14 protein-coding genes, 2 tRNA genes and 2 rRNA genes are annotated in these 20,072 nt (G+C 54.3%); 13 read left to right on the top strand and 5 right to left on the bottom strand.

Features of this window, described 5'->3' with window-relative positions; all coding sequences use genetic code 11:
- Window positions 1-135: 135 nt before the first annotated feature.
- From ACXKZG_RS21950 to ACXKZG_RS21935, 4 genes are all read left to right on the top strand, one after another.
- Window positions 136-3,043, top strand: a 23S ribosomal RNA gene (locus ACXKZG_RS21950).
- 229 nt (window positions 3,044-3,272) lie between these two features.
- A 5S ribosomal RNA gene (gene rrf, locus ACXKZG_RS21945) occupies window positions 3,273-3,388 on the top strand.
- Between the two features lie 101 nt (window positions 3,389-3,489).
- Window positions 3,490-3,566 (top strand) — tRNA-Asp (locus ACXKZG_RS21940).
- Between the two features lie 7 nt (window positions 3,567-3,573).
- Window positions 3,574-3,649: transfer RNA gene (locus ACXKZG_RS21935), tRNA-Trp, on the top strand.
- Window positions 3,650-3,792: 143 nt separating this feature from the next.
- On the opposite strand, the gene hdfR is transcribed toward ACXKZG_RS21935, so the two are convergent.
- Window positions 3,793-4,617, bottom strand: a complete 825-nt coding sequence (hdfR, locus tag ACXKZG_RS21930; RefSeq protein WP_041692181.1) for an HTH-type transcriptional regulator HdfR — start codon at window positions 4,615-4,617, stop codon at window positions 3,793-3,795.
- A 121-nt stretch (window positions 4,618-4,738) separates the two neighbouring features.
- Here hdfR and ACXKZG_RS21925 point away from each other — a divergent pair, with 121 nt between their 5' ends.
- Window positions 4,739-5,077, top strand: coding sequence for a MaoP family protein (locus tag ACXKZG_RS21925; protein WP_013200220.1), 339 nt, complete (start codon window positions 4,739-4,741; stop codon window positions 5,075-5,077).
- A gap of 25 nt (window positions 5,078-5,102) precedes the next feature.
- On the opposite strand, the gene ACXKZG_RS21920 is transcribed toward ACXKZG_RS21925, so the two are convergent.
- Window positions 5,103-6,623, bottom strand: a complete 1,521-nt coding sequence (locus ACXKZG_RS21920; protein ID WP_471720740.1) for a YifB family Mg chelatase-like AAA ATPase — start codon at window positions 6,621-6,623, stop codon at window positions 5,103-5,105.
- A gap of 345 nt (window positions 6,624-6,968) precedes the next feature.
- Here ACXKZG_RS21920 and ilvL point away from each other — a divergent pair, with 345 nt between their 5' ends.
- The 6 genes from ilvL (at window position 6,969) to ilvA (ending at window position 13,518) form a co-directional block, all read left to right on the top strand.
- Window positions 6,969-7,067: an ilv operon leader peptide gene (gene ilvL / locus ACXKZG_RS21915; RefSeq protein WP_071822090.1), complete on the top strand. Its 99-nt coding sequence runs from the start codon at window positions 6,969-6,971 to the stop codon at window positions 7,065-7,067.
- Window positions 7,068-7,207: 140 nt separating this feature from the next.
- Window positions 7,208-8,854, top strand: a complete 1,647-nt coding sequence (ilvG, locus tag ACXKZG_RS21910; protein WP_488875467.1) for an acetolactate synthase 2 catalytic subunit — start codon at window positions 7,208-7,210, stop codon at window positions 8,852-8,854.
- Window positions 8,851-9,108, top strand: a complete 258-nt coding sequence (ilvM, locus tag ACXKZG_RS21905; protein WP_041691853.1) for an acetolactate synthase 2 small subunit — start codon at window positions 8,851-8,853, stop codon at window positions 9,106-9,108. The genes ilvG and ilvM overlap by 4 nt, the downstream gene beginning before the upstream one ends.
- Before the next feature lie 19 nt (window positions 9,109-9,127).
- Entirely contained in the window at window positions 9,128-10,054 is a 927-nt protein-coding gene (locus ACXKZG_RS21900) for a branched-chain amino acid transaminase (RefSeq protein ID WP_013200223.1), read from the top strand.
- Between the two features lie 63 nt (window positions 10,055-10,117).
- A complete protein-coding gene (ilvD, locus tag ACXKZG_RS21895; protein ID WP_013200224.1) occupies window positions 10,118-11,968 on the top strand; it encodes a dihydroxy-acid dehydratase in 1,851 nt (616 codons plus the stop codon).
- A 5-nt stretch (window positions 11,969-11,973) separates the two neighbouring features.
- Window positions 11,974-13,518: a threonine ammonia-lyase, biosynthetic gene (ilvA, locus tag ACXKZG_RS21890; RefSeq protein WP_013200225.1), complete on the top strand. Its 1,545-nt coding sequence runs from the start codon at window positions 11,974-11,976 to the stop codon at window positions 13,516-13,518.
- On the opposite strand, the gene ilvY is transcribed toward ilvA, so the two are convergent.
- On the bottom strand, window positions 13,519-14,400 hold the full coding sequence (ilvY, locus tag ACXKZG_RS21885; RefSeq protein WP_013200226.1) for an HTH-type transcriptional activator IlvY: 882 nt from the start codon (window positions 14,398-14,400) through the stop codon (window positions 13,519-13,521).
- Window positions 14,401-14,564: 164 nt separating this feature from the next.
- Here ilvY and ilvC point away from each other — a divergent pair, with 164 nt between their 5' ends.
- Complete coding sequence (ilvC, locus tag ACXKZG_RS21880; protein WP_013200227.1) at window positions 14,565-16,043, top strand: ketol-acid reductoisomerase; 1,479 nt, start codon at window positions 14,565-14,567, stop codon at window positions 16,041-16,043.
- An 85-nt stretch (window positions 16,044-16,128) separates the two neighbouring features.
- Here the strand turns inward: ilvC and ppiC are convergent, their stop codons facing one another.
- Window positions 16,129-16,410: a peptidylprolyl isomerase PpiC gene (gene ppiC / locus ACXKZG_RS21875; RefSeq protein WP_013200228.1), complete on the bottom strand. Its 282-nt coding sequence runs from the start codon at window positions 16,408-16,410 to the stop codon at window positions 16,129-16,131.
- Between the two features lie 89 nt (window positions 16,411-16,499).
- On the opposite strand from ppiC, the gene rep reads away from it, so the two are divergent.
- Window positions 16,500-18,521 carry a DNA helicase Rep gene (gene rep, locus ACXKZG_RS21870; RefSeq protein ID WP_013200229.1) on the top strand — a complete coding sequence of 674 codons (2,022 nt, stop codon included), beginning with the start codon at window positions 16,500-16,502 and terminating at the stop codon, window positions 18,519-18,521.
- Window positions 18,522-18,582: 61 nt separating this feature from the next.
- Here rep and gppA read toward each other — a convergent pair whose 3' ends face one another.
- Window positions 18,583-20,067: a guanosine-5'-triphosphate,3'-diphosphate diphosphatase gene (gppA, locus tag ACXKZG_RS21865; RefSeq protein ID WP_013200230.1), complete on the bottom strand. Its 1,485-nt coding sequence runs from the start codon at window positions 20,065-20,067 to the stop codon at window positions 18,583-18,585.
- Window positions 20,068-20,072 lie beyond the last annotated feature (5 nt).

The following is a 20,072-nucleotide window of genomic DNA, read 5'->3' as shown; positions in this document are numbered from 1 at the left end:
CAATCCGGAACAAGCTGAAAATTGAAACGACATGTCGTTTTCATTCTCCGTAATAAGAATGAAATCAACGATATGTTCGAGTCTCTCAAATGCTTACAACAGCAATGTGTCTTTCGGGACGCTTGTGGGTTGTGAGGTTAAGTGACTAAGCGTACACGGTGGATGCCTAGGCAGTCAGAGGCGATGAAGGGCGTGCTAATCTGCGATAAGCGTCGGTAAGGTGATATGAACCGTAATAACCGACGATACCCGAATGGGGAAACCCGGTGCACTTTGGTGCATCATTGCAACATGAATACATAGTGTTGCAAGGCGAACCTGGGGAACTGAAACATCTAAGTACCCAGAGGAAAAGAAATCAACCGAGATTCCCCCAGTAGCGGCGAGCGAACGGGGAACAGCCCAGAACCTGAATCAGTTTGTGCATTAGTGGAAGCGTCTGGAAAGTCGCAGGGTACAGGGTGATACTCCCGTACACAAAAATGCACTTGCTGTGAGTTCGATGAGTAGGGCGGGACACGTGACATCCTGTCTGAATATGGGGGGACCATCCTCCAAGGCTAAATACTCCTGACTGACCGATAGTGAACCAGTACCGTGAGGGAAAGGCGAAAAGAACCCCGGCGAGGGGAGTGAAACAGAACCTGAAACCGTGTACGTACAAGCAGTGGGAGCACCTTCGTGGTGTGACTGCGTACCTTTTGTATAATGGGTCAGCGACTTATATTCTGTAGCAAGGTTAACCGTATAGGGGAGCCGAAGGGAAACCGAGTCTTAACTGGGCGTTAAGTTGCAGGGTATAGACCCGAAACCCGGTGATCTAGCCATGGGCAGGTTGAAGGTTGGGTAACACTAACTGGAGGACCGAACCGACTAATGTTGAAAAATTAGCGGATGACTTGTGGCTGGGGGTGAAAGGCCAATCAAACCGGGAGATAGCTGGTTCTCCCCGAAAGCTATTTAGGTAGCGCCTCGTGAACTCATCTTCGGGGGTAGAGCACTGTTTCGGCTAGGGGGCCATCCCGGCTTACCAACCCGATGCAAACTGCGAATACCGAAGAATGTTATCACGGGAGACACACGGCGGGTGCTAACGTCCGTCGTGAAGAGGGAAACAACCCAGACCGCCAGCTAAGGTCCCAAAGTCATGGTTAAGTGGGAAACGATGTGGGAAGGCACAGACAGCCAGGATGTTGGCTTAGAAGCAGCCATCATTTAAAGAAAGCGTAATAGCTCACTGGTCGAGTCGGCCTGCGCGGAAGATGTAACGGGGCTAAACCATGCACCGAAGCTGCGGCAGCGACGCTTATGCGTTGTTGGGTAGGGGAGCGTTCTGTAAGCCGTCGAAGGTGGACTGTGAGGTCTGCTGGAGGTATCAGAAGTGCGAATGCTGACATAAGTAACGATAAAGCGGGTGAAAAGCCCGCTCGCCGGAAGACCAAGGGTTCCTGTCCAACGTTAATCGGGGCAGGGTGAGTCGACCCCTAAGGCGAGGCCGAAAGGCGTAGTCGATGGGAAACAGGTTAATATTCCTGTACTCGGTGTTACTGCGAAGGGGGGACGGAGAAGGCTATGTTAGCCGGGCGACGGTTGTCCCGGTTTAAGCATGTAGGCGGAGAGTTTAGGTAAATCCGGACTCTTTTTAACGCTGAGGTGTGATGACGAGGCACTACGGTGCTGAAGTAACAAATGCCCTGCTTCCAGGAAAAGCCTCTAAGCATCAGGTAACACGGAATCGTACCCCAAACCGACACAGGTGGTCAGGTAGAGAATACCAAGGCGCTTGAGAGAACTCGGGTGAAGGAACTAGGCAAAATGGTGCCGTAACTTCGGGAGAAGGCACGCTGGCGCGTAGGTGAAGGGACTTGCTCCCGGAGCTGAAGCCAGTCGAAGATACCAGCTGGCTGCAACTGTTTATTAAAAACACAGCACTGTGCAAACACGAAAGTGGACGTATACGGTGTGACGCCTGCCCGGTGCCGGAAGGTTAATTGATGGGGTTATCCGCAAGGAGAAGCTCTTGATCGAAGCCCCGGTAAACGGCGGCCGTAACTATAACGGTCCTAAGGTAGCGAAATTCCTTGTCGGGTAAGTTCCGACCTGCACGAATGGCGTAATGATGGCCAGGCTGTCTCCACCCGAGACTCAGTGAAATTGAACTCGCTGTGAAGATGCAGTGTACCCGCGGCAAGACGGAAAGACCCCGTGAACCTTTACTATAGCTTGACACTGAATATTGAACCTTGATGTGTAGGATAGGTGGGAGGCTTTGAAGCGTGGACGCCAGTCTGCGTGGAGCCAACCTTGAAATACCACCCTTTAACGTTTGATGTTCTAACCTGGCGCCGTGATCCGGCGTGGGGACAGTGTCTGGTGGGTAGTTTGACTGGGGCGGTCTCCTCCTAAAGAGTAACGGAGGAGCACGAAGGTTAGCTAATCACGGTCGGACATCGTGAGGTTAGTGCAATGGCATAAGCTAGCTTGACTGCGAGAGTGACGGCTCGAGCAGGTGCGAAAGCAGGTCATAGTGATCCGGTGGTTCTGAATGGAAGGGCCATCGCTCAACGGATAAAAGGTACTCCGGGGATAACAGGCTGATACCGCCCAAGAGTTCATATCGACGGCGGTGTTTGGCACCTCGATGTCGGCTCATCACATCCTGGGGCTGAAGTAGGTCCCAAGGGTACGGCTGTTCGCCGTTTAAAGTGGTACGCGAGCTGGGTTTAGAACGTCGTGAGACAGTTCGGTCCCTATCTGCCGTGGGCGCTGGAAGATTGAGAGGGGTTGCTCCTAGTACGAGAGGACCGGAGTGAACGCACCACTGGTGTTCGGGTTGTCATGCCAATGGCATTGCCCGGTAGCTAAGTGCGGAAAAGATAAGCGCTGAAAGCATCTAAGCGCGAAACTTGCCTCGAGATGAATCTTCCCTGGGCCTTTAAGGCCCCTGAAGGGACGTTGAAGACTACGACGTTGATAGGCCGGGTGTGTAAGCGCAGCGATGCGTTGAGCTAACCGGTACTAATGACCCGTGAGGCTTAACCTTACAACACCAGAAGCGTTCTGGTGGGTGTCTGAGAGACACGAACAGATATTTTCAGCTTGAACCGGATAAAGAATTATCTGTTCTGCGGACCCCGGTCCGTGGGATTTTGCTTTGTGGCAAGGCGGCAAGCGCCGTGAAGGAAGGAGCATACTGAAGTATGTGACTGAGTTTACAAGCGCGGCCAACGCGGCCACGGAGCGAAATACACAGGACAGAGCACAAGAATTTGCCTGGCGGCTTTAGCGCGGTGGTCCCACCTGACCCCATGCCGAACTCAGAAGTGAAACGCCGTAGCGCCGATGGTAGTGTGGGGTCTCCCCATGCGAGAGTAGGGAACTGCCAGGCATCAATTTAGACCATTTTATGGTCATGACCTTTCCAGTGACACGGAAAGGGCGAAACACCTGATATCAGAAGCAACATTCTGAAGTCAGTACAGAATCGGTGGAGCGGTAGTTCAGTTGGTTAGAATACCTGCCTGTCACGCAGGGGGTCGCGGGTTCGAGCCCCGTCCGTTCCGCCACCCTTTTAGGGGCGTAGTTCAATTGGTAGAGCACCGGTCTCCAAAACCGGGTGTTGGGAGTTCGAGTCTCTCCGCCCCTGCCATTAAAAATGATCCTTTGCTTCGGCAAAGGATTTTTTTTTGCCTGTAATACAGCAATTTCTGCTGCAAATTCCTCCAGTCCCCTCTCTTCAGATGAAAAAAATGGCCAGTAAACTGACCATTCTGTTCGCTTTTCATGCCCGAATTACTGCGTATTAACCGGAAATTTAATCAACTGACGAATATGCGTTTGTTGATCGCTGTTCTGTAACCACACGGCATAAAGCGGTCTGACGGCCACTGGCGTGTCCGGGATCACCACCAGATCCGGGTATTCACTTTGCCAGATGTCCGGCAAGAATGAGCAGGCTCCCGTGGTGTGCAGCAGCTGCCGGGTTAAATGGGCCGAGGTGGTCGTTAACACAGGGACGTCATCTGCACCGGCAAGATAGCTCTCATGTTGGTGAAAATCAGCGCCCCATTCCAGCTTGATATAGTCATATTTCTCACGTTTGTCCGTTTTTCGTGAACGATACAGGGTTAATGAGATATGCCCAATTTGCTGGCTGGTGAGCTCATCCATTTTCGGTGCCTCAGTGGTGATCAGCAGATCCAACTGACGCTCATGCAATTGCTTCACCAGCAGATGACGCTGAGCGACGCGCGCTTCGAGGTGCAGGCTTTCACGGTTCTCATACAGTGTCTGCAGCCAGGGCGTGAGGTAAGCCTCCCATAACGACGCACTGGCCCCTATCGACAGCTCATGATGCTGCTGGGTGTGCGAGACTTCCTTCTTGGCCATCATCCATGTGCTCATCAAACTTTCGGCGTAAGGCAACAGGCGCTCACCAGCCGAAGTCAGCCGTATGTTATTGCGGTGACGGGTAAAAAGATTCACCCCCAGCTGATTTTCAAGCTGCCTGATGCGAAAACTCACGGCCGATTGTGTGAGATAGAGCGCTTCAGCGGCACGTCCAAAGTGGCGAGTTCTGCTCACTTCAAGAAAGGTCTTCAGTAATTCCGTATCCACATCCATCTCCTAAAAAACATTTGTCGTTATGATTTAAATGTTTTGTTTTACACTCTGTCAAGCGTATCTAATACTCCGCGCCATAAATAGCACGGCCATAGAAGAGTTAGGAGCGTGTAGAATGGCGGAAAGCTTCGCAACAACTAATCGTTTTTTTGACAACAAACACTATCCGCGTGGATTCTCCCGTCATGGTGATTTCACCATCAAAGAAGCCCAACTTCTTGAGCGTTATGGTTACGCTTTTAACGAGTTGGATCTGGTAAAACGTGAGCCTGCAACGGAAGAAGAGCGTCTGTTTGTTGAGGTGTGCCGCGGCATCCGTGAGCCACAGACTGAAGCAGAGCGCGTCTGGTCCAAGTACATGAGCCGGATTAAGCGTCCTAAACGTTTCCACACCCTGTCTGGCGGTAAGCCACAGATGGAAGGTGTGGAAGATTACACGGATAGCGACGATTAAGATAAAAGGGGCTTCGGCCCCTTTTTCATTCCAGACTTTTCTGTAGATGGCTAAGTAACCTGTCGATCCCCCGATAACTTAGCGCCTCGTGCAGGTGCTCTCGCTGAATACTCTCCTTCTTTCCTAAATCTGCAATCGTGCGGGCAACCTTCAGAATACGCTGCCAGGCGCGAACTGACAGACCTAACTGATTCAACACCTCTTCGAGCCACTGCGCATCCTGCTGCGTTATCCGGCAATCGCGCTTAATTTCTTTGGGCTGAATAAGGGCATTAACCTTTCCGGCACGATTAAGCTGGCGTTGTCGGGCCGCAATCACCCTCAGCCGAATAGTGGTGCTGCTTTCACTGTTGGCGTTTTGCCTGCTCAGTGTGCCAGGTGGAAGCAGAGGGACTTCAAGCGACAGATCGAAGCGATCGAGGAACGGCCCGGACAGTTTGTTGAGGTAGCGAAGCGTCTGCTGCGGCGTGCTGCGATTATGGGTACCCTGATAATGACCTGTCGGGCTGGGGTTCATTGCGGCTATTAACTGAAAGCGCGCCGGGTAGGTCACTTTCGCCCGCGCGCGTGAAATACAAATCTCACCAGACTCAAGCGGTTCTCTCAGCGCATCCAGCGTTTTACGATCAAACTCTGGCAGCTCATCCAGAAACAGAATGCCATTGTGTGCCAGCGAAATCTCGCCGGGTTTTGGCATTGAACCGCCACCGACCAGTGCATAGCGTGATGACGTGTGATGAGGGGCCCGGAATGGGCGCTGTCGCCATTGCTGATGCAGAACACCTGTGCTGACCAGGCTGGCAATGGCGGCGCTCTCCAGGGCCTCCTCATCGCTTAATGATGGCATTAACCCGGTTAGCCTGGTGGCAAGCATTGTCTTCCCTGTGCCGGGCGGCCCAATCAGTAACAGGTTATGCCCACCGGCGGCACAAATTTCCAGTGCCCGCTTCGCCTGTTGCTGACCCACGATGTCACTGAGGTCTCCTCCTTGCCAGCCTACCTCAGGTAACTCACATCGTGCCTCTTCAAGCGTTGTGTGGCCGGCCAGAAAATGGCAAACGTTTAGCAGATGACCGCTCAGCAAGCTTTTCGCCTCGTGGATCATGCCGACCTCTTCAAGGTTATCGCTCGACAAGATCAGCTGGCGCTGTGCCTGAGTGGCTGCCAGCGCTGCGGGAATGGCGCCCTGTACGCCACGGAGAGCACCTGTTAAAGCTAACTCTCCCAGGAATTCATATTGCCCCAACTTCTCCGCAGGAATCTGCTCTGAGGCCGCCAGAATCGCTATTGCGATTGGAAGATCGTATCTTCCTCCTTCTTTCGGAAGATCGGCTGGCGCAAGATTGACGGTGATGCGTTTAGCGGGAAAGGTAAAGCCACAGTTGATGATGGCACTGCGTACCCGATCGCGGGCTTCTTTTACCGTCGTTTCAGGCAGACCCACCAGTGAAAGCGCGGGCAGGCCATTACTGAGATGAACTTCAACCAACACCAATGGCGCCTCGATACCAATAGCGGCTCGGGTATAGGCGAGAGATAGCGACATAGACACTCCTTGTTTATCGCAGTCTTACTTTTCAGCGGAACACTTTCGAGTGCCCGCGGCTGCTTTACCGGGCGGGCTCGCAAAGAACATCGTCCTGAGGACAGATTTTATGAGTGGCGTTCGACAGGGCTCGCAATATGAACGGTGTTTTTTTCACCTGTAGTCATTGCGCAGGGTGCGTAATGAATAATTTTCAGGATCTGGCTTATTCCCTGAATAACCATCGCTTTTTTGAATATTGCAGCGCGCAGCATAAAATAAAATGATCAAAAAAGTTGAGTTTGACTCGCTAACTGTGATAACTCTGTAGGCATTACTTCGAACAAGCGAAATTATCGAATACAAATGAAAGCCCTTCTACGAGTCGTCAGCCTAGTCATTATTAACGTCGTCGTGATTATTATCACGCCGTGCGGGGCTACGCTCGGAGAAAGAAAGGCTTAAAAATCAAGCCTGATTTCGAAAGAACCCCCGCACCGAAAGGTCCGGGGGTTTTTTTTTGGCAGGTTATCAATGACAGAGGAACAGATTATGAACAGTAGAATAAAATGCTGTTGTTCCCAGCCAGAGGCGGGGAAATAACTATGAATGGTGCTCAGTGGGTGGTTCAGGCGTTGCGTGCGCACGGTGTCGAGACAGTTTTCGGCTATCCGGGTGGGGCGATTATGCCCGTCTATGATGCGCTCTATGACGGTGGCGTCGAACACCTACTCTGTCGCCATGAGCAGGGCGCAGCAATGGCCGCTATCGGCTACGCCCGTTCTACTGGCAAAGTCGGCGTGTGTATCGCCACTTCCGGCCCGGGTGCAACGAACCTGATCACCGGCCTGGCTGATGCGATGATGGATTCTGTGCCTGTGGTGGCGATCACCGGTCAGGTTTCCTCTGCCTTTATCGGTACTGATGCGTTTCAGGAAATTGACGTGCTGGGAATGTCCCTGTCCTGCACCAAACACAGCTTCCTGGTGGAATCACTGGAAGAACTGCCAGAAGTGATGGCTGAAGCTTTCGCTATCGCGCAGTCTGGTCGTCCTGGCCCGGTACTGATCGACATTCCTAAAGATATTCAGCTGGCGAGTGGCGAGTTAACGGCTCACCTGTTGCCGGTCGAAGCCGAAACCGAGCATCCTTATCAGGAATTGCAGCAGGCAAGAGCCATGCTGGCGCAGGCGAAGAAGCCAATCCTCTATGTCGGTGGCGGTGTTGGCATGGCCGGTGCCGTTGAGGCACTGCGCGCTTTCGTTAAAGAGACCGGTATTCCAACTGTTGCTACGCTTAAAGGATTGGGTACGCCCGATGCCGAAGACCCATGCTACCTGGGCATGTTAGGTATGCATGGTACCAAAGCCGCTAATTACGCAGTGCAGCAGTGTGATTTGTTGATTGCCGTCGGTGCGCGCTTTGATGACCGTGTGACGGGCAAGTTAAACACCTTCGCTCCACATGCCAGCGTGATCCATATGGACATTGACCCGGCTGAATTGAATAAACTGCGTCAGGCCCATGTGGCATTGCGCGGCAACCTGAATAAAATGCTGCCAGACTTATATCATCCGGCAGACATCAGCGCCTGGCGCGATCACGTCATCACGATGAAAGCGGAAAACGGCTGGCGTTACGATCATCCAGGTGAAGCTATCTTTGCCCCATTGTTCCTGAAGCAGTTGTCCGATCGTAAACCCGCCAGCGCTATCGTCACCACTGATGTGGGCCAGCATCAGATGTGGGCCGCACAGCATATGCGTTTCAGCCGCCCGGAGAACTTCATCACCTCCAGCGGGCTGGGCACGATGGGCTTTGGCCTGCCAGCCGCCGTCGGTGCGCAGGTTGCCCGCCCGGACGATACCGTTATCTGCGTTTCCGGCGATGGTTCATTCATGATGAACGTGCAGGAACTCGGCACCATTAAACGTAAGCAGCTGCCGGTCAAAATCGTGCTGATGGATAACCAGCGTTTGGGCATGGTTCGCCAGTGGCAGCAACTGTTCTTCTCCGAGCGCTACAGCGAAACCAATTTGTCCGACAATCCAGACTTCCTGACCCTGGCCAGCGCGTTTGATATCCCTGGCCAGCGCATTACCCGGAAAGACCAGGTCGACGCCGCGTTAGACGCTTTGCTGCACAGTGAAGGGCCATACATGCTCCACGTCGCCATCGACGAGCATGAAAACGTCTGGCCTTTGGTACCGCCTGGTGCCAGCAACGAAAATATGATGGAGAAAACCTCATGATGCAGCATCAATTGTCTATCGAAGCCCGCTTCAGACCCGAAATACTGGAGCGGATATTGCGGGTTGTCAGACACCGTGGTTTTCAGGTGTGTGCGATGAATATGGCTTCCAGTAATAATACCGACAACATTAATATTGAAATGACCGTTGCCAGCCAGCGCTCAGTCGATTTACTGTCAACACAATTAAGCAAGCTGATGGATGTCGCGTGCGTCCAGATCCAACAACAGACAACACAACAGATCCGCGCCTGAGCGCGAAAGGAAAATAAGAATGACGAAGAAAGCTGACTTTATCTGGTTCAATGGCGAGATGGTTAAGTGGGAAGACGCGAAGGTCAGCGTGATGTCCCACGCACTGCACTACGGTACGTCTGTGTTTGAAGGCGTCCGCTGCTACGACTCGCACAAAGGCCCGGTAGTCTTCCGCCATCGTGAACATATGCAGCGCCTGCACGACTCTGCAAAAATCTATCGTTTCCCGGTCAGCCAGAGCGTTGATGAACTGATGGAAGCGTGCCGCGAAGTTCTGCGCGTCAACAAACTGAAAAGCGCTTATATCCGTCCGCTGGTCTTCGTTGGCGACGTGGGTCTGGGTGTTAACCCGCCAGAAGGCTTCAGCACCGATGTGATCATTGCCGCGTTCCCTTGGGGCGCGTACCTGGGTCCTGAAGCGCTGGAGCAGGGTATTGATGCCATGGTCTCCTCCTGGAACCGTGTGGCACCCAACACCATCCCAACTGCTGCGAAAGCGGGCGGTAACTACCTGTCCTCACTGCTGGTAGGCAGCGAAGCTCGCCGCCACGGCTATCAGGAAGGTATCGCTCTGGATACTCAGGGCTACATCTCTGAAGGTGCGGGTGAGAACCTGTTCGAAGTGAAAGAGGGCATTCTGTTTACCCCGCCATTCACCTCTTCCGCGCTGCCGGGCATTACGCGTGATGCGATCATCAAGCTGGCTAAAGACATGGGTATCGAAGTGCGTGAGCAGGTGCTGTCACGTGAATCTCTGTATCTGGCCGATGAAGTCTTCATGTCAGGTACGGCTGCTGAAATCACACCGGTTCGCAGCGTAGACGGTATCCAGGTAGGTGAAGGCAAGCGCGGCCCGGTTACTGCCCGCATTCAGTCCGCCTTCTTCGGCCTGTTCACTGGCGAAACAGAAGACAAATGGGGCTGGCTGGATTCGGTTAACCCATAATAAAAAAATACCTGAGCGGGCGTCATATGACGCCCGCGCACTATCTGATTTTGGAGTATGAGCATGCCTAAGTTACGTTCCGCTACCACCACACATGGCCGCAATATGGCCGGTGCCCGTGCCCTCTGGCGCGCCACTGGAATGACCGACGACGATTTCGGTAAGCCAATCATTGCGGTAGTTAACTCCTTTACCCAGTTCGTACCGGGCCACGTTCACCTGCGCGACATGGGGAAACTGGTCGCTGAGCAGATTGAAGCGTCCGGCGGCGTGGCAAAAGAGTTCAACACCATTGCGGTGGATGATGGGATCGCGATGGGGCATGGCGGCATGCTGTACTCCCTGCCGTCGCGTGAATTGATTGCAGACTCGGTCGAGTACATGGTGAATGCGCACTGTGCCGATGCGATGGTCTGTATCTCCAACTGCGACAAAATCACCCCGGGGATGCTGATGGCTTCCCTGCGTTTGAATATCCCCGTGATCTTCGTTTCTGGCGGCCCGATGGAAGCCGGTAAAACCAAGCTCTCTGACAAAATCATCAAGCTGGATTTGGTTGATGCCATGATCCAGGGCGCAAACCCGAACGTCAGCGATGCCGACAGCGAGCAGATCGAACGCTCCGCGTGCCCGACCTGTGGCTCCTGTTCCGGTATGTTTACCGCCAACTCGATGAACTGCCTGACCGAAGCGCTGGGCCTTTCCCAACCGGGTAACGGTTCACTGCTGGCGACTCACGCCGACCGTAAAGACCTGTTCCTGAATGCCGGTAAGCGCATTGTTGAACTGACCAAACGCTGGTATCAGCAGGATGATGAAAGCGCGCTGCCGCGTAACATCGCCAATAAAGCGGCTTTCGAGAACGCCATGACGTTGGATATCGCCATGGGCGGTTCCACCAACACCGTTCTGCACCTGCTGGCCGCTGCGCTGGAAGGTGATATCGACTTCAATATGTCAGATATCGACCGTCTGTCACGCAAAGTGCCACACCTGTGTAAAGTGGCGCCGAGCACCCCGAAATACCATATGGAAGATGTGCACCGCGCCGGTGGCGTATTCGGTATCCTCGGCGAATTAAGCCGTGCCGGCCTGATGGATCAAAGCGTCCGTAACGTGCTGGGTCTGACCCTGCAGGAAACGCTGGATCAGTACGACATCATGCTGACCAAAGATGAAGACGTGAAGAAAATGTTCCGTGCTGGCCCGGCCGGTATCCGCACCACGCAGGCGTTCTCTCAGGACTGCCGCTGGGAAACGCTGGATGACGATCGCAAAGAAGGCTGTATTCGTACGCGTGAATTCGCCTTCAGTCAGGACGGTGGTCTGGCCGTGCTGTACGGTAACCTCGCTGAAGATGGTTGCATCGTCAAAACGGCGGGCGTGGAAAAAGAGAGCCACACCTTCCGTGGTCCGGCCAAAGTTTACGAAAGCCAGGATGATGCCGTTGCGGCGATCCTGGGCGGCAAAGTGGTTGCCGGTGATGTGGTTGTAATCCGTTACGAAGGGCCTAAAGGCGGACCGGGCATGCAGGAAATGCTTTACCCGACCACCTATCTGAAATCGATGGGCCTCGGCAAAAGCTGTGCGCTGATCACCGATGGACGCTTCTCCGGCGGTACTTCCGGGCTGTCAATCGGCCATGCTTCACCAGAAGCGGCCAGCGGCGGAACCATTGCGCTGGTGAGAGACGGCGACATCATTGATATCGATATTCCTAATCGCGGCATCAAGGTTGATGTGCCAGATAACGTGCTGCATGCCCGTCGCGAAGAAGAAGAAGCCCGCGGTAGCGAGGCCTACACGCCACATGGTCGTGTGCGTGAGGTTTCCTATGCCCTGCGCGCTTATGCCTTACTGGCAACCAGTGCGGACAAAGGCGCTGTGCGTGACAAGAGCAAGCTGGGAGGCTAACAACGATGGCTGAGTCTCAACCGTTACCCGACGAGCCATGCGGCGCGGAGTATCTGCGGGCGGTTCTCCGTTCGCCGGTCTACGAAGTGGCGCAGGTGACCCCGTTGCAGAAGATGGAGAAGATCTCTTCCCGTCTGGGCAACACCATTTTGGTCAAGCGTGAAGATCGTCAGCCGGTGCACAGCTTCAAGCTGCGCGGGGCTTACGCGATGATCGCAACGTTGAATGAAGAGCAGAAAGCGCGCGGGGTGATTACCGCCTCCGCCGGCAATCATGCTCAGGGCGTGGCGTTATCGGCATCAAAGTTAGGGATTGCTTCCCTGATTGTGATGCCAGTGACTACCGCAGATATCAAAGTGGATGCGGTGCGGGCGTTTGGCGGTGAGGCTTACCTGTTTGGTGCCAACTTTGACGAAGCGAAAGCCAAGGCCATCGAACTGGCGGAGCAGAAGGGCTACACCTTTGTGCCGCCGTTCGATCACCCGATGGTGATCGCCGGACAGGGTACGCTGGCGATGGAGCTGCTTCAGCAGGATGCGCATCTTGACCGCGTGTTCGTGCCCGTTGGCGGCGGCGGTCTGGCAGCAGGTGTTGCCGTGCTGATTAAACAGCTGATGCCGCAGATCAAAGTGATCGCGGTGGAAGCAGAAGATTCGGCCTGTCTGAAGGCGGCGCTCGACGCGGGTCATCCTGTCGATCTGGCCCGCGTTGGGGGCTTTGCTGAAGGTGTGGCGGTCAAACGCATCGGCAATGAAACCTTCCGTCTGTGCCAGGAGTATCTCGACGACATCATCACCGTCGACAGCGATGCGATATGTGCGGCGATGAAGGATTTATTTGAGGATGTCCGCGCCGTTGCCGAGCCTTCCGGGGCGCTGGCACTGGCCGGCATGAAAAAGTATATCCAACAGCACCAGATCAAAGGGGAACGTCTGGCACACGTGCTCTCTGGCGCAAACGTCAACTTCCACGGTCTGCGATATGTCTCGGAGCGTTGTGAGTTGGGTGAACAGCGCGAGGCATTGCTGGCGGTCACCATTCCGGAGCAGAAAGGCAGCTTCCTGAAGTTTTGCCAACTGCTTGGCGGTCGCTCGGTCACCGAGTTTAACTATCGCTATGCGAATGCCGATAACGCCTGCATTTTTGTTGGCGTGCGGCTGACGCGTGGGCTTGAAGAGCGCAGCGAAATCCTGCAACTGTTGCAAGAGGGCGGCTATAAAGTTGTCGACCTGTCCGACGATGAAATGGCCAAGCTGCACGTGCGTTATATGGTCGGCGGACGCCCTTCAAAACCGCTGCGTGAGCGGTTGTTCAGCTTTGAGTTCCCTGAAGCGCCGGGCGCATTACTGCGCTTCCTGCAAACGCTGGGCACACACTGGAATATTTCGTTGTTCCATTATCGTAGCCACGGCACTGACTATGGTCGGGTGCTGGCAGGCTTTGAGCTCAGCGACAGCGAGCCCCAGTTTGAAGAGCACCTGGCCGAGCTGGGCTATGATTTCCATGATGAAAGTAACAACCCGGCCTTCAGCTTCTTCCTCGCAGGCTAGTTACATCAGTGCCCAAAACGCATCGATAAGCGGCTCATTGAGCCGCTTTTTTTGTACGCAAACGCCCAGTTCGAACGGTGCGACCATCTCCACGTTATCCAGCTCAAGAATACGATTGCGCACGGACTCCGGACTGTTCTCCAGCACCACATCCGGCAGCAAAGCAATGCCACAGCCCAGCGCAACCATCGACACAATCGCTTCGTGACCAGCCACCGTGGCGTAAATCAACGGATTAGGAATGCGGCGGCGGCGGAACCATAAATCAATGCGCTGCCGGGCAGGACCCTGATCGGGCAAAATAAACGGGATCTCTGACCAGTCCGGCTCAGGTTCTGTGGCCTGAGTCCGGACCGGGCAGGGCAACGCCGGGGCAATCAACACCAGCGGGATCAGCCCAATCGGCGTAAAGCCAATACTGGCCGGCAGCGTTTCCGGCCGTCCTGCAATGGCAATATCAGCCTCTGTGCTCTGCACTTTCTCCACCGCGTCCGCGGCATCCCCGGTTGTCAGCTTAATTTCTACCAGCGGATGTTCAGCACGGAAGCGATCCAAAATCGGTGGCAAGTGGCTGTACGCCGCGGTCACGGAGCAAAAAAGGCGCAACTCACCGCTGAGTGATGGGCCATTCTGCCCAATGGAATGCAGCAGATGTTGATACTGCAACAGCGTATGCTGGGCGAACTGGCGCAGCTGCTCACCTGCATCGGTCAGGGTGACCGTACGGTTATCCCGCAGGAACAAAGCCTGGCCGAGGTCTTCTTCCAGCCGCTGAATTTGTCGGGATAAGGTGGAAGGACTGACGTGCATCGCCCTTGCGCTGCGGCCAAAATGCCGGCTTTCGGCCAGATGAAGGAACAGTTTCAGATCACGTAAGTCCATATAATTCAGGCCTCAATTTCACGTTGCAGTTTTTGCAATGTCACGTTGTTAATATATCAATTTAAGCAATGCATTTCCTGTCATATGATAAGGTTTATACAGGGTAAGCGCGAAAGGCGTTCCCTCCTTATTAAAAGACCCAAACAACCCTATACGGAGTTTCCATGGCTAACTATTTCAACACTTTGAACCTGCGCAACCAGTTGGCGCAATTAGGTAAATGCCGCTTCATGTCCCGTGAAGAATTTGCTGATGAAGCAAGCTACCTGAAAGGCAAAAAAGTCGTCATCGTTGGTTGTGGTGCTCAGGGCCTGAACCAGGGTCTGAACATGCGTGACTCCGGTCTGGATATTGCTTACGCCCTGCGTGCAGAAGCGATTGCTGAGAAGCGTGCTTCATGGCGTAAAGCGACCGAAAACGGCTTCAAAGTGGGAACCTACGAAGAGCTGATCCCGCAGGCCGACCTGGTCGTTAACCTGACGCCAGACAAGCAGCACACCTCTGTTGTTCAGGCTGTTCAGCCGCTGATGAAAGATGGCGCGGCGCTGGGTTACTCACACGGCTTCAACATCGTTGAAGTGGGCGAGCAGGTTCGTAAAGACATTACTGTAGTGATGGTTGCGCCGAAATGTCCGGGCACTGAAGTCCGTGAAGAGTACAAGCGTGGCTTCGGTGTTCCAACGCTGATTGCGGTTCACCCGGAAAACGATCCGAAAGGCGAAGGCATGGCGATTGCTAAAGCCTGGGCCGCTGCAACAGGTGGTCACCGTGCCGGTGTTCTGGAATCTTCCTTCGTTGCTGAAGTGAAATCTGACCTGATGGGCGAGCAGACAATTCTGTGCGGTATGCTGCAGGCGGGTTCACTGCTGTGCTTCGACAAGCTGGTGGCAGAAGGGACTGACCCGGCCTATGCCGAGAAACTGATTCAGTTCGGTTGGGAAACCGTGACCGAAGCGCTGAAGCAGGGCGGCATCACGCTGATGATGGATCGTCTGTCTAACCCAGCGAAAGTGCGTGCTTACGCGCTGTCTGAGCAGCTGAAAACCATCATGGCGCCACTGTTCCAGAAGCACATGGATGACATCATCTCCGGTGAATTCTCTTCCGGCATGATGGCTGACTGGGCGAACGACGATAAGAAACTGCTGGGCTGGCGTGAAGAGACCGGTAAAACGGCCTTCGAAACGGCTTCACAGTTCGAAGGTAAAATTGCAGAGCAGACGTACTTTGATGAAGGCGTGGTGATGATCGCGATGGTCAAAGCAGGCGTTGAGCTGGCATTTGAAACCATGGTTGATGCCGGCATTATCGAAGAATCAGCTTACTACGAATCTCTGCACGAGCTGCCGTTGATCGCGAACACCATCGCGCGTAAGCGTCTGTATGAAATGAACGTGGTGATCTCTGACACGGCGGAATACGGTAACTATCTGTTCTCTTACGCGGCAGTTCCGCTGCTGAAAGAGTTTATGACTACCCTGCAGGCCGGCGATCTGGGCAAATCACAGGCGACCTCTACCGCCATCGACAACGCTCAGCTGCGTGATGTTAACGAAGCCATTCGTCACCATCCAATCGAAGCCGTTGGTAGCAAACTGCGTGGCTACATGACTGACATGAAGCGTATTGCCGTTGCCGGTTAATGCCTGACTGACGGGCTGGTTTCACTGGCCCGAAAGCAAAAAAAAGAGCGGAATCCGCTCTTTTTTTTCGTCCGTCATCCGGCAATCAGTTGCGGTACAACACCTTGATGATGTGGTAACCGAACTGGGTATGCAGAGGACCATAGGGCACGATAAGTGGGCAGGAGAACACCACTTTATCAAACGCCGGCACCATTGCGCCCTGTTTGAACTCGCCTAAATGGCCGCCTTTTTTGCCCGATGGGCAGGTGGAATGCTTCTTGGCCAGCTTTTCAAAGTCTGCGCCTTTTTCCAGCTCAGCCAGAATATCCTGAGCCAGTTTTTCTTCCTTAACAAGGATATGGAGTGCTGCTGCGGTTTTTGCCATGATCGTACCTTGAGTCGTATGGATGCTGCTGGCTATACTACCACGCTGAATTTCTCTTTCCTTCTGTCTTTTCATCGAGCGACTTTCCTATGCGTCTGAATCCTGGCCAACAACATGCCGTCGAATTTGTTACCGGGCCCTGCCTGGTGCTGGCGGGTGCGGGGTCGGGCAAAACACGCGTGATCACCAATAAAATCGCCCATCTGATCCGTGAATGCGGCTATCAGGCGCGCCATATTGCCGCGGTAACCTTTACCAACAAGGCCTCGCGCGAGATGAAAGAGCGTGTGGCGCAAACGCTCGGGCGCAAAGAAGCGCGTGGGCTGATGATTTCCACCTTCCACACCCTGGGGCTGGAGATCATCAAGCGCGAGTATGCCGCGTTGGGTATGAAGTCGAACTTTTCGCTATTTGACGATCAGGATCAGCTGGCTTTGCTGAAGGATCTGACCGAAGAGTGGCTGGAAAATGACAAGACCTTGCTGCAACAGCTGATCTCCACGATCTCCAACTGGAAGAACGATCTGATGGATCCCTCCCGTGCGGCGGCGGGTGCCGTGTCGGAGCGGGATAAGCTTTTCGCCCACTGTTATGGCCTTTACGACAAACATCTGAAGTCCTGCAACGTGCTCGACTTTGATGATTTGATTTTGCTGCCGACCCTGCTTTTCCAGCGCAATCAGGAAGTGCTGGAGCGCTGGCAACAGCGCATCCGTTACCTGCTGGTGGATGAATATCAGGATACCAACACCAGCCAGTATGAACTGGTGAAGCTGCTGGTGGGCGCACGCGCGCGTTTTACCGTGGTAGGGGATGACGATCAGTCGATCTACTCCTGGCGCGGCGCGCGGCCGCAAAACCTGGTGCTGCTAAACGAGGATTTCCCGGCGTTGCAGGTCATCAAGCTGGAACAGAATTACCGCTCCACCGAGCGCATCCTGAAAGCCGCCAATATTCTGATCGCCAACAATCCGCATGTGTTTGAGAAACGCCTTTTCTCCGAACTGGGTTATGGCGCAGAGCTTAAAGTCGTCACCGCCAACAACGAAGATCATGAGGCGGAGCGGACGATTGGTGAATTGATTGCCCATCACTTTATCAATAAGACCCAGTACAAGGATTACGCGATCCTCTATCGTGGCAACCATCAGTCGCGCGTATTCGAAAAAATGCTGATGCAGAACCGCATTCCTTACCGCATCTCCGGGGGAACCTCTTTCTTCTCCCGACCGGAGATCAAGGATCTGCTGGCGTATCTGCGCGTGCTGACCAATCCCAATGATGACAGCGCATTTATGCGCATTGTGAATACGCCCCGGCGTGAAATTGGCTCGGCGACGTTGCAGAAGCTGGGTGAGTGGGCGATGCAGCGCAACAAGAGTTTGTTTACCGCCAGCTTCGATATGGGGCTTGAGCAGACGTTGTCAGGACGTGGGCTGGAATCGCTACAGCGCTTCACGTTCTGGCTGCAGGAAGTCGCACAGCTGGCTGAACGTGAGCCGGTCGCCGCTGTTCGCGATCTGATCCGCGGTATCGACTATGAAAGCTGGCTGTTTGAAACCTCTGCCAGCCCAAAAGCGGCCGAAATGCGGATGAAAAACGTCAATACGCTGTTCCAGTGGATGACAGAAATGCTGGAGGGCAGCGATATCGATGAGGCGATGACGCTGACGCAGGTTGTCACCCGGTTTACGCTGCGCGATATGATGGAGCGCGGCGAAAGCGAGGAAGATATGGATCAGGTTCAGTTAATGACGCTGCATGCGTCGAAAGGCCTGGAATTCCCCTACGTCTACCTGGTCGGGATGGAAGAAGGGCTGTTGCCACATCAAAGCAGCATCGATGAGAACAACGTTGAAGAAGAGCGTCGGCTGGCCTACGTGGGCATCACCCGCGCCCGCAAAGAGCTGACCTTCACCTTGTGCCGCGAGCGTCGGCAATATGGCGAGACCATCCGCCCGGAACCGAGTCGTTTTCTGATGGAGCTACCACAGGATGATTTGAAGTGGGAATCCGAGCGTAAGATTGTCAGCGCCGAAGAGCGGATGCAGACCGGACAAAGCCGCGTCGCCAATCTGAAAGCGATGCTCGATAAGGCGAAAGGGAAGTAGAATCACTGAGCGGTTAAAAATGAAAAAGGGGCTGAATCAGCCCCTTTTTACTGCCTGTCGGTCAGCCGATGGTCAGCGGCCAGTGAACATAGCTCTGCCAGTGGCATTCTTGCTCCAGCAGCTCCGCACGAAGCGGATGCGCTTCCAACCAGCCTGCGGGCAGCGTCACATGCAACGCATCGTCATCGGCATGAAGCCGAACCGCAGGTAGCGTATCGTCACGTCGACGGCTGGAGAAAATGATCGCCAGACGCAGCAAACGACAGAGTCGTTCAGCCATTCGCGGAGGGATGGCATTTTGCTGGCTTAGTACCGCCAGATCGATACTGTTGACCTGATTTTGCAGCAAGGTTGCCAGCAGTTTTTTCTGTGCGGGAGTAAAGCCGGGAAGGTCGAGATGGCGGATCAGATAGGCAGCGTGTTGCGGAGCCTGTTTGAAATCGACGCTCAGACCGATTTCGTGCATCAGGCAGGCACTGTCCAGCAGCTCCCGACATCGATCGTCCAGTTTCCAGCTGTGGCTGACCTGGCGGGCGAAACTTTCTGCCAGATTGCGCACGCGGTCGGCTTGCTCGGCATCAATAGTGAAACGACGCTGGATATTTTTCAGCGTGCGGCTGCGAATATCACGATCGATCGGCAAATGAAGCATGCCATAAACCAGGCCTTCACGCAGTGCACCGCCCGCCAGCGTCATGCTGTGGATATTCAGCTCGGTGAAAATAGCGATCAGAATCGACAGACCGCTTGGAAATACCAGCGCGCGCTCCAGCGTTAGCCCTTCGATCTCAAGCTCTTCCAGCTTGCCGCACTGAATCGCCCGCTGCTTCAACTGCTGCAGCTTGCTCAGGGTGATGCGTTCATCCATGCCCTGCGCCATCATAATTTCCTGCAACGCCTGTACGGTGCCAGAAGCCCCCACACAGACCTGCCAGCCGTGCTCACGTAGCTCGGCAGCAATCGGGCGGATCATGGCGCGAGCGGCAAGTTCTGCCTGTTCAAAATTGGCTTTCGCCAGATGACGATCGCCAAAATAGCGTTCAAGCCAGGTGACACATCCCATCGACAGGCTGAAAAGGGAGGTGGTTTGCGAACCGCTTCCGGTCACCAGCTCCGTACTGCCGCCGCCAATGTCCACCACCAGACGCTTATCGGATCCGCCGGTGGTATGCGCAACGCCCTGATATATCAGGCGTGCTTCTTCCTCGCCGCTGATGACATTCACCGGGCAGCCAAGAATGTGTTGGGCGGTTTGCAGGAAAGTGCCGGCATTCGACGCCAGCCGCAGCGTGGCGGTGGCGACGACGCGAATTTGCTCAGCAGGAATGTCCTGCAACTGCTCTGAGAACAGCCGCAGACACTGCCAGCCGCGCTCCATCGCTTCATCGGAAAGATGGTTTTCGCTATCGAGGCCGGCGGCCAGACGCACTTTGCGCTTGATGCGCGCTACGGTCTGGATATTTCCAGCCACCTCGCGCACCACCAACATATGAAAACTGTTCGATCCCAGATCGATAGCAGCATAAAGTGATGACGCGCTCAGCATGGCTG

The sequence above is a fragment of the Erwinia sp. 2186 genome (assembly GCF_057812255.1).
The sequence above is the reverse complement of the archived record's forward strand: the minus strand, read 5'-3'. Positions and strand labels throughout refer to the sequence as shown.